Genomic DNA, 14,951 nt, shown 5'->3' on the forward strand with positions numbered 1-14,951 from the left:
TTCTCCGCACACTTATGGCCATATATGCACATTCATTTCTATTGATTCACTATTGCGAACAACAACAACGTACTTTCATTCCAAGAATACCGTATTAAAAAGATATTAGAATAGGTGTTTTCACCTATTCTAATACACTTCCAGTTAGGATTACAAACTGTTAAAACAATGCACATGAGCAATCATTAGAATCCTTTCTTTGCTTTTAATTCTTTGATTTGTGTTTTCAGAGAAGCAAACTCTTCTCCACTGAAATGTGCATTGATTTTTTCCATGATGCCTCTGTATTGTTGTTGTAGTGCACTGCCGAGTGCATTGTACACACCTGGATCATTGAGGATTGCTATTTCATCAAGAGGGCGATCATATTTCTTACTGGTTGCAATCGGAATGTTTTCTATATTGGGAATAGAAACCGACTTCACCCATATCTTTTCATTGGTGAGTGGTTCAATACCGGTTAGTGTAATTTTCCCTACTAATGATGCTTTACCTGAATAGGTATAGCTATATACATTAACAATAGGAATCCAGTTAGACTTCCATTGACCTTCCACAGCGGTAAAGGCAGGGGTCATTTCTACCTGAATCAGCATATCAGTTCGTTTCTTATCCTCGAATATCATTTCATCCCTTGTTTCATACGGTCCTTTTAAACTGAATCCTTTGGCAATAACAAGTTCTTCCACATCATCCCCAATTGCTTTTTTAAAATTCTTAAACAGCTCCGTATTGCCGGAATAAAAGCTGGTAGCGTAATATGGTTTTACCAATCCCACCACAAACCCATTACTGCCCGGTTTTACAGTTTCTGTAGTGGCATAGTCGAAGGTGTAAGTTTGTTTGGTTTCAGGAACAGCTGCCGGTTTGGGAGTGAAACAGCCGATAAGGCATACGAGGGCGAATGACAAAGAAATACTTTTCGTCATAAAAAGGCTTTGATGGTTAATAAATATGGTGTTGTGGGTGTGGTATTCCCTTTGTTGTAAACAAACGTAAGGAAAAAAATGATTTGTCATGATATATATTGACAATATTTTTTTGTGATTCCTTCACCTTGTGTGCCAATGGCGAAGGCAGTTTCTAAATCTGACACTACTCTTAAAAAGCTTGGGTTACGCATTGCCAAGCTCCGGGAAGCTGCGGGGTTAAATCAAACAGAACTTGCGCATCGTTGTAATAAAGATCGCCAGATAATAAGCTTATTAGAACTAGGAAGAAGTAATCCTACAGTAAAAACATTATCCCTTATTGCACAAGAACTCAATGTTCCAATTGCTGAACTTTTTCGTTTTGATTAACTAACTTCCTTTGTATATAGCTATCAGGCTGTCTTGATAAAACACAACTTTATATTACAGTTCACTCTCTCAGTAAGTAACTACATCTATTCAATTGCTTCTAAATTGTCTTATAATTTTGTGCAATCCAAGTTTTAATACCTGAATGAGTCCGAATCGAAGATGGCACCTCTTTCCTTATAATCTTTTCTAATTTCTGAAACGATCCTATTGATGGATTTTTCCAATTCCAGGTCTTAGCAAGACTGTTAATAAAATAAAGCATTTCATACCCTTCCTCTCTGTTCAATTGTGCATGATCAGTTCCTCCAATAATTTTCGGATTGTCGTGATCAGCACGTGCTGACCACTTGTAATCGTCATAATACATGTTTGATTTTGTGTAACTCATATACTGGGGTTTTATGCATAATTTAATTGGTGATAAAACAAAATATCCGTTTCATAGTACTTTGTAATCAAAAAAATAAATATCATCCCTGAGATGCAAAAAGAAAGTAGCATCAAAATAAGTCTGTACTGCATCATCTGCACCTGTAGTATTTGGAAATGCAAGCAACAACTTTTCTCCAATACTGTCTAACAGCACTAGAGGCTCTGTCTGGAAGTAAACAACTAGTTGCAACTTTTCGATTTCATTTTTGGCAAATGTTACAACCTCAACTCTGACATCAGGTATATTTCCTTCCAACAAAGCAAATTTCAAATTGATTCTTTGTGACGCATCCCATAAATCAGGAATTGCTGCTCTTAGTTTATACAATACAGGAATGCATCCCAGTGTTGCGGCTCTGTCGATTTGCTGTTTAAATTGCCGTGAACGGCCATCGCCATCCATCGCATAGGTATGCACCCCATAGGTTTGGGCTTCATTTATAATTTCCCGATAGGCAGCATTTCGCATTTCAATTAAGATTTCATTTGTAGTTGTACTATCTACCACCATACGTTTTCCAAGTGTTATCAGTGCTTTCTTCATGAACTTTTATTTTTTTATCAATATACTCATATCGCCACTTACTTCTTTTTCTTCCTCAACGAATCCATCACCACTTTCGCAATAGCACTTCGCTTGCGCTGTACCTCTTCCTGTGAAATAGCATCATACGATACATTAACACGATACCCTTTCATTATCTGCTCCTGTGGTTGTGGTACGGTGAGCGGTTGCTGATCTAATAGCGTAAACAGTGCATCAGGAGTCAGAAATAATACCGGATAGTTTACAAAGTCAGTAATGCCATCTTCACATTGGGATTTGATTTTTTCTAATTGTTTTTGATCTCCTGACACAGATACAATCTGCTCATATCCTGACTTGCAACACTTTTCAATATTATGCATTTCCCATCGCATGTCTGTAGTGACAGAGATTTCAACAGCAATCCGCTTTCCTTCCCGTGCAAGTAATACATCCACCTGGCCGCCGCCATCAGGAATAGCAGCTTCAATTGTAGCAGTATACCCTTTGGTCTCTGCCATTTTCTTAATCAGCGTTTGCAAATACCGATGAGTAGATAGTTGTTCCTTCTCTTTTGTTTCCACTGGAGAAATCGCAGTCGGTACAATGATCTGCTGTTGGGGTTCTGCTGTTCTTGTTGTTTCCTTTTTGGGTTGTTGCTGTACTTTGAATTTTTCTTTTGTCGGCGCTTCTAATCGAACATCAGTATCAATGATCAGTGTGTCTTGTAATACCTGTTCAACATCTTCCCGATTCTTTGCATACTGCTTCCGTGATAATGCCCGTACTGCTTCTCTCTTCTGTTCCTTTTCTTCATTCGATTTTTCTTCTAAGGGAAGCGTATCTAATGAACAATCATATTGTGGTTGTTCAACACGAACTATGGCTTCTCCTTTTCCAAGGTTTAAAAAATCGCCAACTTCAAAAGAGTTAAATCCTTCTACCAGTTTCTTGGCATCCTGGTCACCTGTTCTGAACACAATTCTTGTACTGACATTGCTTAAAATACTATGGAATAATTCTCCGTCTTCTTTTTGCGCTTGCTGTAAATCCTGATGAGACAGCACCAGCCCCACATTGTATTTGCGGACACCAGTGAGCATTTCTTTTATTGAAGGCGTAATAAAATTTTGAAACTCATCAATATAAATAAAGAAGGGATGACGAACACTATTGTGTTGCTGCCGTGCAAACGCTGCCTGATGTAGTTTGGACAATATAAGTGATCCCAGCAAATAACTATTCTCTACACCAATTAATCCCTGGGATAACTTCACCAACAGGATTTTTTGTGAGTGCAGTACGTCAGAAAAATCAATCCCCTTTTTCTGAATCACAATATTGCGAAGTAATCGGGGTCGAAGAAAGGTATCAAGCCTTGTCAGTATCGGACCAATGGAATTTGTCTTTAATAATGGATATTCTTTTTGCCAATAGTAGTGAATAGCAGGGTCACTGATAGTTGTTAAGACTGTTGCTCTGAATTCTTTCTCCACCAGAAAACGGCGGAGGTCGTGTAATGATCCTCCGTTTTTTGATTCAAGAAATGCAAGTATGGCATTGCCAAATACCGCATTCATCTGGTCTCCCCATGAGGTTGATAGTTTTCTGAAAGAAGCAACCACATCAGAAGAAAGGATTTCTTTTTCAAGATCACTGTGCGCTTCAAGGATATTAATCCCAACTGGAAACTCTATATCTGATGGATCAATGATCACTACATCCTTCATGCGATGTTCCGGAATGCGGCTCATCAACTCTTCAATCAAATCGCCGTGTGGATCAAAGAGTGTAATACCTGCACCTGCTTCAATGTCCTGCACACACATACTTGCAATCAAAGTTGATTTCCCTGTGCCGGTTGCACCAATGATATGCGTATGTTTCAAGCGTTGCTCGGTGCTTATTGATACTTCCGTTTCTTCTCCCTGATGTTTGTTGATTCCTACTGTAAATTGATGTCCCTGCATGAGTGATGGAACAGCAACTGTCTTACGTTCCCTACTATACAACTTTGTAATTGCAGGAGTGTAGGTTGGGATATGCAGGAATTGCGCAAGCTCCATGATATTTAACAGCATTCCACTCCGGTGCGTTTGCCGGAAAGCAATATCGGTGATGCGTTGTACCTGTGTATATTGTTCGTCTGTTAATGGAACCAGGCGATTCCCTGTTGATTGGGATTGTGTACCAACCGCAAAACAGAGAGCATCTAATGTCTGCTGTACCTGCTGGTATGTTGGTGCAAATACTGCAGCCCTGATTGTGCATGCAATTAATGGATGCTGGAGTTTTTCTTTTGTCAGTGGGAGCATTTCGGGAGCATCTTCAAAAAAAGCTCCTCCTTTTCCATCCATCACGGAGCGCAGCATACTCTGCGGCCAATGGTTTACCAATCCATTAAACAGTACCTGAAATATAAGTTTCGTACCTGTTGGTATATGCTCACATAAAGAAAGAATCCCTAAGAATGAATCTTGTTCTTGTCCCTTGTATTGATTCATTGGCCGCATGTACTCCTGTTGCAACCCAAAATCAATGGCGGCGCATGGAGCGTTTTTGGGATGAAGAAAATCATAATCAGCCATTGTCTTTTTGAAACTATACGTTCCATAATAGGTACGGAGTTGCGCTTCAAGGTATGGTGCATCTTCCTGGCGGCAGGTGAAGAGTATTGTTATTGCTTGTTGATCTGCATGAATTTCAAAACTGATTGGACGGGTGATATAGGAAAGCATCGTCAGTAACTGAATGGTATCAGCACTGCTTGTTTTATACAGTTTTGGCAACAGTACGGTATAACTGACCAGTAATGAGGTTTCTTCAAACTGAAACAGTTCATAACTGATTTCAGGCGACTCAAATGCTTGCTCTGATACTGTTGGCTGTTTCTTTTGCTGAAACAACGAAGCAATACTGCTGAAGAGAGTATGGTGGACACCATCATCTTCAATGACCGGACTTGCGTATCGGTATCCGAAAAAAGGGGTGAAGGGTGGCTCTAATTCTACCGGTTCGTTTGCATGCAGCCAGCCTCTGCCTAATATTTCCCAGGCATAAAATTGTGCAGTTAACTCCTGTTGCCGTAGTGTTGGTGCTTTTACAGTCATTGCATTGCGGTAACATTTGCTTGTCCATCAATTGCCACATTTCGTTTTCCTTTTATCTCAATCATCTCGTCAAATACTTTTTTCACTGAGGTGCTGATGAGTTCTTTAAACAGCATCTCGTTATCTAATTCAAAAAATGTTTTTTGCCGCTTTCTGAAAAACCGCCCAATTAATGGCATGTTCTTAAAAATGTCCTTCATTGGATCGGAAAGCTCACCCATCCAATATGATATAAAGAAGCCAGTAGAAAAAGGAGCCGCACACACATCAAATATATATTGACGACATGATACACGAAGATATTCCCGGTTCTGAGAGAAAATCCCACCTTCAGGATACTCAATACGGGTTAGTGATAACTGAGGAATATCTTTTGCATTGATTTCCTGACTTAGCTCGCTATAAAAATCCTGTGGGGAGAATGGCTGATGATCCAGATACTTATGCCAGTTTGTTTGCACGTTATTGATTTTTTGCAGCGACCCTTTTATAACGCTGATCACAGCAAATAATATCAGGATATACAATAAGAGTCTGAAAAAACCGATACTTAATAACACTTCTAAAATGTATTCGATCATAACAGGTGGTTTTAGGGATTGATGAAAATAGTAGCCATTGTTTACTTGTGCAATACCCGCTAAGTAGTATTGCATATATCGGCTGTATTGTTATATTATCGTTACTCAAATAATGTTTTAGCTGCTGATGTTTTGTACTCCTGGCGTAACATCGCTTCTTCCACGTATTCTTTCTTAGTTCCATATAGTTCCCTTGATTGCTCAATCACCTTTTTCTTATATCCATAGCGATATTGTGGTAACCGGAGGGTCTTTGCACTAAAGGGTTTAGAAGTTGCACCATCAATCATCAGTTTGATGTACATATGATACCGCTCTAATGCCATGAGGTCGGTTGTATCAAACGGAGGTTTAAATTCAGTAGTGAGTGTTTCTGCATCTGCACTTCCTAACCGAAAACAAATGAGTGTTCCGGCATTCCCAATAATTGCAGCATGAATTTTCTCATGAACTTGGTCAATGTACTGGTGGGTGAGAAACAACGACACTTTAAACTTACGTGCCTCTGATAGCATATCCGCAAAGGATAGCGAAACAAAAGAGTGCATTTCATCAACGTACACATAAAACGGAATTCTGCTTGCTTCGTGTTGTGCAGAACGTGCAAGTGCCGCCATTTGAATACTATTAATTAACATGCTTCCTAAGAGTGAAGTGCTGTCCTCACCAATTGCTCCCTTTGCAAGGTTTACAACCACAATCTTCTTTTCATTCATTAATGTAGCGATATTGATACTTTTCTCCCTTTGTCCAATGATGTTTCGTAACAGAGCACTGGTGGCAAAGACACCCACTTTGTTAAGAATAGGGGTGATCGCTTCAATTCGTAGTGCAGGACTGTATGCGGTAAATTCTTTCTGCCAGAAGGAATGAATTGATGTAGTAGTACAATATCGTAAGACATGATTACGGAAGTTGTAATCCGTGAGGAGTGGTTGTATATCGAGCAAGGTTGCATTGGGATATTCTAAAAGAGTATGGAGTGAAAACCGGAGTATATACTCCAAGCGTGGACCCCATGAATCAGCCCATATCTTTTTGAATGTGCTGATAAGTCCTGATACTGCAATATGGTGTTGCTCTCTGGATACATTGAATAACGGATTATATGCAATGGGAAACTTCGTGTCTTGTGGATTGAAGTACACAACGTCATTCATTCTTGCCACAGGGATATAATCAAGGATTGTTTCTGCAAGATCTCCGTGCGGGTCAATAATACAAATACCATTGCCTTTTTGAATATCACTGATTGCCATGTTCAACAATAGTGTTGACTTCCCTGTACCTGTTTTACCGATGCAGTAGATATGACCAAAACGATCCTTGTCTTTTATACCAAATGGTTTGTTTGAATTGCGAAAGGTGGTGATGCCGATTGGTGTAATACTTTGCATTCATACATTTTATAGAGCCGATTATAAAATGTAAGTGAGGGTGGCATCTTTAAATGCTTACTCCAAATTGCCCATCCTATCTAAAAAAATTGAATGTACAATTCAAACACTTAGACATTATAAACGCCGGTTTTATTATTAATAACCAAAGTATCAGTTTTGGCAAGAGGGTTTATCTTAACTATATATTTCACTATCCTTAGCAACTCTGTTGTAATATTATTTTTGAAAAAGCCCTTATCTGATAAGTGAGCTAATTTTTCTTTCAAGGCTTTTAATCCTTGCTTTTTTTGATTTCGTATCGTCCCGGGAGAAAGTCCTAACTCTTGTGCAATCTCAACACTAGTCATATCGTCAAGGTAATACTTCTCTAATACACGACGGCTACCAGGTGGTAACTCCTTGAGTGCATTATGAAGAATGCGATAAACTTCAGCTTGAATAATACGATCAGAGGGTGGTAATGTAAAGACCTCAGCGAATAGTCCACCCGTATTTTCAATTTCAGATCGCTGCTGTTGCTTCTTTTTGGCAGTTACACTGTCTCTAAATACTACTTTATACAAATAGGCTCTTATTGCACCAAAACTATCCAGCTTATGACACATCTTCCATGTCTTTACCAATGCTTCAGAAGCTATATCCTCAGCAATTGATTTGTCATACACTATCTTCTCTGCAAACACAGTTAGCGCTGGTAAAAACTGCTCATAGATATAGTTCAGACCCACCACCTCTCCACGATGAAAAGCCTCTGCCATCATTTGGTCTTTATGTGAAAAAGAAGTTTGCATCTTATAAGAGTTTCTATAATAAAGATATTACAAAAAAATAGTTCCCTATTACACTCTTCGTATTTACAAGGTCAGTTTTGTGTTACTCGACTTCATCATACAGGTCAGGCGGAGAACCTGTATTACCGCACCAATATATCCGACCATCAGTAAGAATAAAATGACTACAGCATCCTTGATTCTGCCAAACTGAAGGATGTAATGTTGGGCGATTATGTTTTGATTTAACAACTTGCCATGTATTGTCATGTTCATCTTGCAATGAAAGCGAAATTATTTCACCGCAACCACATGGACATTGAAAAAGAGTCCAGTACTTTTTTCCTTTATATTCAACAACAAAAAAATCATTGAATCCAATTTGCGAATTTGAAGGTGTAGTAGAAACAAGTGTAATACAAGAAAAATGAATAGGAGGAAGCGATGTTACCGCATCAGCATTTTCAGATTGCTCCTTTCTTCCGAATAATTTTTTTAAAACCCTAAATATCATTTTTAATTTCTCCATACGCCGGAGTATCTAGTCTGTATTTTTTTTCGTCCTTAAATAACAATATTTTTGATTTGCAAAAAGGACAATCAACATTATCCTCCGGCGCATTGCTATGAATATTCATATGAATAAAATCAATCCATATATTATCTTGTAACAAATCATCCGGCAACTTTCTAAAGGGTTTAATCAGGTTCATGAATGTAGCTAGCATATTATCTGCCGAGGCACTTGTAAAGGGCCCAACACCAGGTGCCTGCACTCCACCGCCTCGAAGATAATATTCACGTTCCAAGGTTTCAGCATCAAGCTCTAATAACTCCGGCCTCTTGCTTGTTTCTTCCTCAAACTTTATCATTTCATCCGTTACAACCCTCTGACACCGAAGACAAGCCCCGTCTTCCGGTAGTATACAACTAACTCGCCCTTTATAACTACGTAAATATGGATTATCGGTTTCGGTAGTATCAATGTTTGCAGCAATACCGGTATCTAAATATGGAAAACCATAATAATACATTGCCTGATTCAGAATATCACGGCCTCTTGCATCATCAGTGCAACCAAAAACAACATCAGCACTCGCAACCGCATCGATACCTTTTGTTGATTCATATAAATACTCTGGAATAGCAACAACCTTTACTGAGAGTCCTAGTGAGTCAATAAACTCTTTCAATGAAAGCGCTTTATTTCGATCAATGTGATCTTTGGTATATCCACGAACCCGGTTCATATTCGTGCCGTCTAAATCATCAGCATCAATTAATACCAGCTCTCCAATACCTGAACGAGACAATAATGTTGCGGTGGGAGAACCTGTTCCTCCTAAGCCAACAACAACAGCTCGTAGTGATTGAAGGGTATCATTAAACGGCTTTCCAAATGCAGCTTCTTGTCGTTTAAGGGCAGGTGTTGGTGTAGCGCTATTCGCCCCATACACCTTCATATCTTTTCCGAGAACTGTAATATGTCTAACCGGAATAATTTGTGTTGGATTGAGCCCTTGCCTTACTCGCCCAATCCATCGGTCATCAACTAAAACCAATGACACTAAAAATGATTCAAGTGAATTACATCCTGCCACGCCCCGCAAAATGTTTTGTTCATTGACATCATCCTTATCAGAAAAATCTACATATCCATTAGGATGATTATGAATAAACCCTAGTTCAAGATTTTCCTGTTCACATCTGAAATAAACTTCAGGAAACTTGCGCATATTGATGGTCATATGAAAGGGAGAGCTATCAATCACCCAATCATCTTTCATTTCTATTACATCAACCGCAAGAAATTTGTGTGACCCCACAAGACCTTCAACTGCTCTTGAAATACGACGAAAAAGGACAATCACTCCTCGTTCATGGTTATCAGGGTGCGATAACAGCCATTCTCTAACTCTGCTTTCAGTGGATTTCAGAAATACAATTCTACTATCACTCATACATTATGTTCCCGGGTTTTGTAAAGCCCATTCTATTCGTCCCAAAATTTTTACAATCGTATCTACTTTAGGCTTCCAAGACGTTCCACCATAGTGCCTTGACCACCGACAGAATTCTTTATCCTTGAATATTCTATTATCCCCACCTCCATACCCATTTACATTTGGCATTGGTCCTTGATCAGCCCGGGTTATTGCGGGGTGCGTCCAAAGCATGTCTGTCCCTGACATATTGTAATTTGACGGGATGATAACTAAAACTTCAACTTGACTAACAGGCACATTGCCCGGCGCAACATACATACCTTCTGGTACGGGAAAGTTTTGCAAGACCAAGAATCGATTGCCTTCATCTTCCACAAACTGCAATCCTGTTGATGCCAAGTATTCATAATCTTCGGGGAACAGTAAACTCATCTTGTACCAGGTGTGGATTTAGATTCTTGCACATAGAATTTTTCAATTCCACTTTCTTCAGCGAGATCAACGGTATCATCATTCTTAATGAGACGGCCTACTTTGCCTTTTTCTTTTAAGAAAAGATCCATGTTTTCAGGAATACCAGGAGGAATTCCACGCACTTCTGATCCTTTAATAAATTGACTGGGCCATTCATGGGTGTCGTTCTCAATTTTAAACTTAAATTTCTTTGCCATACTTGAATAGTGTTTAAACGGTTAATGTAAACTTATTTAGTGTATCTCAAATATACAGAATTACGAAATAAATTAGCATTTATTTTACTAATAAATTTACTATTTCTTTATTGGTGATCTCCACAGTGTTCAAAACGACTGCACCAAGATATTCACACCTTAACACTTGACATTTTTTGTTCTATTGCATTATACTATAAATGATCCCGAAAGGGGCTTGGAAGACCTAAGCAATTAGGCAAGAAGGTAACACATGGCGAAAGCAAGCCGTTGCCTTCTTAGTAAAAAGAACTCAGTTTGACTGAGTTCTTTTGCTTTTATAGTCCATTTGCAAGTCGCACCATTTCTTTTATTGCCTTCAATGTTCGCTGAGAAACTTGTGGTGTATCCCGTTTTCCTGTATATCTATTCTTATACCGATCCATTCTTTCAATACTAAGTACATACACCAGATCACACTTGAACCACCGTTTACAATTTGAAAGATATGGTTCAAGGTTTTTCTCTGTTTCAAGATCAAATTCAGGATGATAGTATTCGATTTTTGTAGGTGCAGTTGCACTAATGGGAACAACGGTGACAAGTTTTGAGTTTGCTTTGTGAGAACTAATAACAATAACGGGTCGTGTTTTAACAATCTCTGGTACTCGAAATCTCGTAAAATCACATTTCACTATTGATCCTTCTTTTGGTTGGTATTGCAACACAATGATTCATTATACCACTACTATTTTATTCTGTGTAAAGTATAAGGGTTAGTATATGAAATAAAGTATTTTTAAAGTTAAGTGAGGGGGATTTGCATCTAAAGCAAATTATTCTGATGTACCCTCCCTTTTCAGAACTTCAGCTAGGTGCGACAATTCTTGAATGACTTCCCGTACTGTAAGTGGCTTATCTGTTTCAGAATCTTGTTCAACAATTTCAAGCTTTTGCCAAGGGAGGGAAATTTGTTTGTGGAGTGTGTTCGATTTATTTTTCCTAATGTCCACATTAGCGAACTTTTAAAAAAATCCTTATTTACGTTGTTAAATAAGGATTTTTTATTTTCAGATTTTCTAAAAAAATGCATTTAAGGGAGGGAGTATTAAGGGAATCGAACACCTCAAAAAACCTTTATATAGCAAGCTTTAAAAAAGCATAAAAAGTGCTATAAAAACAAATCAGAGATGGTGCATTTTAAGCACCTTCTCTTTATATATCCTATGAAAAAGAAACTGAATTCCTATTTAGAGTATGCGCAGTCATTAGATCCAAACATGCACGTTGTTGATACGGCTGATAAAGAAACCACTGAAGAAGAGATTTTACAATACTTAGCAGAGATTATTATTAGCATTCATAAACACAAAATACTTGCTGAGCAAGAAAAGCATGAGCTTGAGGAACAGATTACTCAATAACTTCTTCGATTGCCTCTCGTGTAATTTTAATTTTCTTTCCATCTGAAAGAGTAATTATTGATTCAATTTTTTGAACCAACTCCAAAGGCTCTAATTGATTATCTTCAACCCTAATATCTCCTGTCTTCTCATCAAGAACAATATGAGCCTTATCTGGCTTGCCGTCTTTTTGTCCAATAATTAGATGAAGATCGCTATCCTTTTTAGAGCGAGATTCTATAAATAATCCTTCTTTCTCAAGTCTGTTTTTAAAGGTCTTTGTCGAAGCCTTAAGAAAGTCTAGAATTTCATTAATTAAAACTCTCCAATTCTCTAATTTTGATTTAGTAGTTGATATATTATGAAACCCAGATTTAAGCTGTGATCTGAGTCCGCCATTTAGTTTTTTAAATTTTAAAAGAAGGATTTGACTATCTAACCCTCCTACAAGGTTACTTAGTTCTTGCCTAATTTTAAATTCAACCGACTCTATATTTTGTTTTTCTAAAAGCTCCTTTTCTGCTAAAGAGTAGCATTCATCAATTTCTTTCAATAAGAGTTTCAAGTTTTGTTCCATATTTCTATTTTACTGTTACTATCTAATAATTACCGCACCCCCAGTACTTCCGATAGAGTCAATATCTCTATCACGAATTGGCGAACTCCAATCGAAACCTAATCTTTCCGAACCATGAAGTCGTTTTTTTAGTTCCTCAACATCACCCGCACCTAATATATGAGCTAGGCGTATTGCGTGTGAATAATCTACAGCGTCTTTAATAAATTCAGGGACATGAGATAAATAAACAACACTGCGTGGATACCACATTCCTCGAAATTCACCTTTAGTTTTTCCGGTTCCAAACAAGAAAAGAAAGAAATCGATTTCCATAAATTCGCGAATAGGTGACACTGATGCTAAATCACCCTCCGAATGTCGGCTATTTAAAAGATCAGCATGTAAAGATTTCCGTCTTGTTTTTTTACCTTCTTCTTCAACCAGATCCATATAATTCGAAAGATTAGTCCATGACTTTTTCGAGGCGTCCTGTTGACGTCCTGTTGGACTAAGACGGAGAACTCCACTTAAAATTTCATGAAGTAAGTCCCATTTTCCTCTCTAAAAAAAGGGTTAATAAATATTGTAAAAAATTCATGACCAATAAACTTATAGAACTCACCATCTGCCCTTGAGGTCCTACCTGTAGCATTTGCTGGTGGGTCGTATTTCTCAAGTAAACGAGCAAACCATTGGAATATTTCTTTCGCACTATCATTATCGTTCATAAGAGAAACAGTTTCTGCCAGTCGCGCAAAAGCTGCTGCAATATCTTTTGTTTCTGATATAGCATGGATAATCCCCTCTGCTGTACCTCCATCACGATGCATTACTGGCTCAACTACTTCAAGCTGTTTTAAAACTTGACCAAGATATTTTCGAAGAGAAATAATCTTGTTTGATGGATTCTGCTCAATAATTTCTGTTATTGGAATTATTGGAGAAGCTACTTCAGAGGGAATACTAGTAAAACCAGCAATCAGAGCGTCCTTAAAATTTTTAATTAGCGTAGCCTTCGTTGTTGATCTATCTTTTTCACCTTCTTTTGCTTCATAAAGAATACATCGCTTCATCTTCAAATCAAATGGTAAATCTTTAATGTCTCCGTATGCAGTATTAAATACCAAAACCAACGCTTCATGCCCCTTAGCTTTCAATGCATAACCAAGCTCAACCATAACGTTAGGATTTGGAATAAAACGATTTTCATTATTGGCGACAAATGAAATATCAGCAACAAACAGATCGGCAGCAGATATCTTACTGAAAATAGCAAGGCTAATATCAGGAGCGCCTGCCATACCTTGTGTATCTCTATCAATTACAGGATCAACACCAATACTTTCATCTTGAGCTATCTGTTTAGCAGCATCTTTTAAGGCATTTTCAATGAAACTACGATTAGTAGCATTAGGTAAGTCTGACTGCCATGAGTAAAAAACTGTTCTTTTCATACTTGTTAGTATCTACTAAACGAGCGCTGCTGTTAATAGTCGATTCAATAATCTTCTGACCCTGAATTTGCTCGATCTACTCACACCCCCATCCATCACCATCTCTATCAAGGTCATACTCATCATACCCAAGCACTTGTACTGTCCCTGTGTAGTACGGACCATTCCCTGATCCTCCTGAACAGTCGTAATCACTCGCATTTGGATTCAAGCATCCTGAGTAATTTTCATTACACTCTCTTGTTGATTTTGAAACTGGTACTACTTTCTTTATCTGAGTGTCTTGTATTGTTTTGATGGTTTCAATCTGAGGTGTAGCCGGTACAACTGCTGGCTGTATGGTCTGTGTTGGCTCAGATGACATAGCGGCCGTAACAAGACCCACAAACCCTAGTGGGATGAGCTATCGTTTCTTCTTATACCAAAGTCTTTGAGGTGTTGTAGGTTCCATACTGTATGGAAGCCATACTACCTTTTTGGAAGGTGAAGTCAATTATTTCATACCCAGTTGACAAACCCCTTCCAGTGTTAGAGTATCAAGAAAACACAAAACTATGTCACTACTTAAAATTGAAGGCTTCGACAAAAGTTCATCTCCACAAATCATCGTTAATGGCAGCCCTCTCAAACACAGTACTCTTAACACACTGTATGGTATTGGAGGAGACAAATTTGGTTGGGGGTATACCTGGAAAATCCACTCAAATTGACCCCCTGCTACCGGCTTAATGTGACCCCCATTCGCCAGACCAATGTGACCCCCTGCGGCCATTTCAAACTGACCCCCTGAAGTTGATAAAAAGATTAGTTGTTTTT

17 protein-coding genes are annotated in these 14,951 nt (G+C 38.3%); 2 read left to right on the top strand and 15 right to left on the bottom strand.

Annotated elements, in window-relative coordinates; genetic code table 11:
- Window positions 1-185 precede the first annotated feature (185 nt).
- Window positions 186-929: a hypothetical protein gene (locus ESA94_RS18235; protein WP_129132373.1), complete on the bottom strand. Its 744-nt coding sequence runs from the start codon at window positions 927-929 to the stop codon at window positions 186-188.
- Between the two features lie 138 nt (window positions 930-1,067).
- On the opposite strand from ESA94_RS18235, the gene ESA94_RS18240 reads away from it, so the two are divergent.
- The gene (locus ESA94_RS18240) at window positions 1,068-1,301 is read left to right on the top strand and encodes a helix-turn-helix domain-containing protein (protein WP_129132374.1); all 234 of its coding nucleotides are present in this window, start codon (window positions 1,068-1,070) and stop codon (window positions 1,299-1,301) included.
- 100 nt (window positions 1,302-1,401) lie between these two features.
- On the opposite strand, the gene ESA94_RS18245 is transcribed toward ESA94_RS18240, so the two are convergent.
- From ESA94_RS18245 to ESA94_RS21815, 11 genes are all read right to left on the bottom strand, one after another.
- Complete coding sequence (locus ESA94_RS18245) at window positions 1,402-1,692, bottom strand: hypothetical protein (protein ID WP_129132375.1); 291 nt, start codon at window positions 1,690-1,692, stop codon at window positions 1,402-1,404.
- Between the two features lie 51 nt (window positions 1,693-1,743).
- Entirely contained in the window at window positions 1,744-2,280 is a 537-nt protein-coding gene (locus ESA94_RS18250) for a hypothetical protein (protein WP_129132376.1), read from the bottom strand.
- Between the two features lie 38 nt (window positions 2,281-2,318).
- Window positions 2,319-5,372, bottom strand: coding sequence for a type IV secretory system conjugative DNA transfer family protein (locus tag ESA94_RS18255; protein ID WP_129132377.1), 3,054 nt, complete (start codon window positions 5,370-5,372; stop codon window positions 2,319-2,321).
- Entirely contained in the window at window positions 5,369-6,028 is a 660-nt protein-coding gene (locus ESA94_RS18260; protein WP_129132378.1) for a hypothetical protein, read from the bottom strand. Before ESA94_RS18260 ends, ESA94_RS18255 begins: the two co-directional genes overlap by 4 nt.
- A gap of 26 nt (window positions 6,029-6,054) precedes the next feature.
- Window positions 6,055-7,350, bottom strand: coding sequence for a type IV secretory system conjugative DNA transfer family protein (locus ESA94_RS18265; RefSeq protein WP_129132379.1), 1,296 nt, complete (start codon window positions 7,348-7,350; stop codon window positions 6,055-6,057).
- 110 nt (window positions 7,351-7,460) lie between these two features.
- Entirely contained in the window at window positions 7,461-8,144 is a 684-nt protein-coding gene (locus tag ESA94_RS18270) for an RNA polymerase sigma factor (protein ID WP_129132380.1), read from the bottom strand.
- An 82-nt stretch (window positions 8,145-8,226) separates the two neighbouring features.
- Complete coding sequence (locus ESA94_RS18275) at window positions 8,227-8,652, bottom strand: DUF6527 family protein (protein ID WP_129132381.1); 426 nt, start codon at window positions 8,650-8,652, stop codon at window positions 8,227-8,229.
- A complete protein-coding gene (locus tag ESA94_RS18280) occupies window positions 8,627-10,084 on the bottom strand; it encodes a HesA/MoeB/ThiF family protein (RefSeq protein WP_129132382.1) in 1,458 nt (485 codons plus the stop codon). Before ESA94_RS18280 ends, ESA94_RS18275 begins: the two co-directional genes overlap by 26 nt.
- 3 nt (window positions 10,085-10,087) lie before the next feature.
- The gene (locus tag ESA94_RS18285; RefSeq protein ID WP_129132383.1) at window positions 10,088-10,501 is read right to left on the bottom strand and encodes an E2/UBC family protein; all 414 of its coding nucleotides are present in this window, start codon (window positions 10,499-10,501) and stop codon (window positions 10,088-10,090) included.
- Window positions 10,498-10,740, bottom strand: a complete 243-nt coding sequence (locus tag ESA94_RS18290; RefSeq protein WP_129132384.1) for a multiubiquitin domain-containing protein — start codon at window positions 10,738-10,740, stop codon at window positions 10,498-10,500. The genes ESA94_RS18285 and ESA94_RS18290 overlap by 4 nt, the downstream gene beginning before the upstream one ends.
- Window positions 10,741-11,057: 317 nt before the next feature.
- A complete protein-coding gene (locus ESA94_RS21815) occupies window positions 11,058-11,447 on the bottom strand; it encodes a type II toxin-antitoxin system PemK/MazF family toxin (protein WP_205756012.1) in 390 nt (129 codons plus the stop codon).
- Window positions 11,448-11,945: 498 nt separating this feature from the next.
- Here ESA94_RS21815 and ESA94_RS18300 point away from each other — a divergent pair, with 498 nt between their 5' ends.
- Window positions 11,946-12,143 carry a hypothetical protein gene (locus ESA94_RS18300; RefSeq protein WP_129132385.1) on the top strand — a complete coding sequence of 66 codons (198 nt, stop codon included), beginning with the start codon at window positions 11,946-11,948 and terminating at the stop codon, window positions 12,141-12,143.
- Here ESA94_RS18300 and ESA94_RS18305 read toward each other — a convergent pair.
- The 3 genes from ESA94_RS18305 to ESA94_RS18315 all read right to left on the bottom strand — a co-directional run bounded on the left by ESA94_RS18305 (window position 12,133) and on the right by ESA94_RS18315 (window position 14,135).
- A complete protein-coding gene (locus ESA94_RS18305) occupies window positions 12,133-12,699 on the bottom strand; it encodes a hypothetical protein (RefSeq protein ID WP_129132386.1) in 567 nt (188 codons plus the stop codon). The two genes, ESA94_RS18300 and ESA94_RS18305, sit on opposite strands and share 11 nt — an antisense overlap.
- A gap of 18 nt (window positions 12,700-12,717) precedes the next feature.
- Window positions 12,718-13,131 (bottom strand): hypothetical protein, encoded by a 414-nt coding sequence (locus tag ESA94_RS18310; RefSeq protein ID WP_129132387.1) that lies wholly within the window; start codon window positions 13,129-13,131, stop codon window positions 12,718-12,720.
- Window positions 13,132-13,208: 77 nt separating this feature from the next.
- Window positions 13,209-14,135 carry a hypothetical protein gene (locus tag ESA94_RS18315; RefSeq protein WP_129132388.1) on the bottom strand — a complete coding sequence of 309 codons (927 nt, stop codon included), beginning with the start codon at window positions 14,133-14,135 and terminating at the stop codon, window positions 13,209-13,211.
- Window positions 14,136-14,951 lie beyond the last annotated feature (816 nt).

The sequence above is a fragment of the Lacibacter luteus genome, assembly GCF_004118265.1.
Taxonomy (GTDB): domain Bacteria; phylum Bacteroidota; class Bacteroidia; order Chitinophagales; family Chitinophagaceae; genus Lacibacter; species Lacibacter luteus.

Coding starts and splice junctions, on each gene's coding strand:
- ESA94_RS18275 (WP_129132381.1), bottom strand. CDS start 8,652: ATGGAGAAATTAAAAATGATATTTAGGGTTTTAAAAAAATTATTCGGA.
- ESA94_RS18235 (WP_129132373.1), bottom strand. CDS start 929: ATGACGAAAAGTATTTCTTTGTCATTCGCCCTCGTATGCCTTATCGGC.
- ESA94_RS18245 (WP_129132375.1), bottom strand. CDS start 1,692: ATGAGTTACACAAAATCAAACATGTATTATGACGATTACAAGTGGTCA.
- ESA94_RS18240 (WP_129132374.1), top strand. CDS start 1,068: ATGGCGAAGGCAGTTTCTAAATCTGACACTACTCTTAAAAAGCTTGGG.
- ESA94_RS18305 (WP_129132386.1), bottom strand. CDS start 12,699: ATGGAACAAAACTTGAAACTCTTATTGAAAGAAATTGATGAATGCTAC.
- ESA94_RS18250 (WP_129132376.1), bottom strand. CDS start 2,280: ATGAAGAAAGCACTGATAACACTTGGAAAACGTATGGTGGTAGATAGT.
- ESA94_RS18310 (WP_129132387.1), bottom strand. CDS start 13,131: ATGGATCTGGTTGAAGAAGAAGGTAAAAAAACAAGACGGAAATCTTTA.
- ESA94_RS18285 (WP_129132383.1), bottom strand. CDS start 10,501: ATGAGTTTACTGTTCCCCGAAGATTATGAATACTTGGCATCAACAGGA.
- ESA94_RS18265 (WP_129132379.1), bottom strand. CDS start 7,350: ATGCAAAGTATTACACCAATCGGCATCACCACCTTTCGCAATTCAAAC.
- ESA94_RS18270 (WP_129132380.1), bottom strand. CDS start 8,144: ATGCAAACTTCTTTTTCACATAAAGACCAAATGATGGCAGAGGCTTTT.
- ESA94_RS18300 (WP_129132385.1), top strand. CDS start 11,946: ATGAAAAAGAAACTGAATTCCTATTTAGAGTATGCGCAGTCATTAGAT.
- ESA94_RS18315 (WP_129132388.1), bottom strand. CDS start 14,135: ATGAAAAGAACAGTTTTTTACTCATGGCAGTCAGACTTACCTAATGCT.
- ESA94_RS18280 (WP_129132382.1), bottom strand. CDS start 10,084: ATGAGTGATAGTAGAATTGTATTTCTGAAATCCACTGAAAGCAGAGTT.
- ESA94_RS18290 (WP_129132384.1), bottom strand. CDS start 10,740: ATGGCAAAGAAATTTAAGTTTAAAATTGAGAACGACACCCATGAATGG.
- ESA94_RS18255 (WP_129132377.1), bottom strand. CDS start 5,372: ATGACTGTAAAAGCACCAACACTACGGCAACAGGAGTTAACTGCACAA.
- ESA94_RS18260 (WP_129132378.1), bottom strand. CDS start 6,028: ATGCAATACTACTTAGCGGGTATTGCACAAGTAAACAATGGCTACTAT.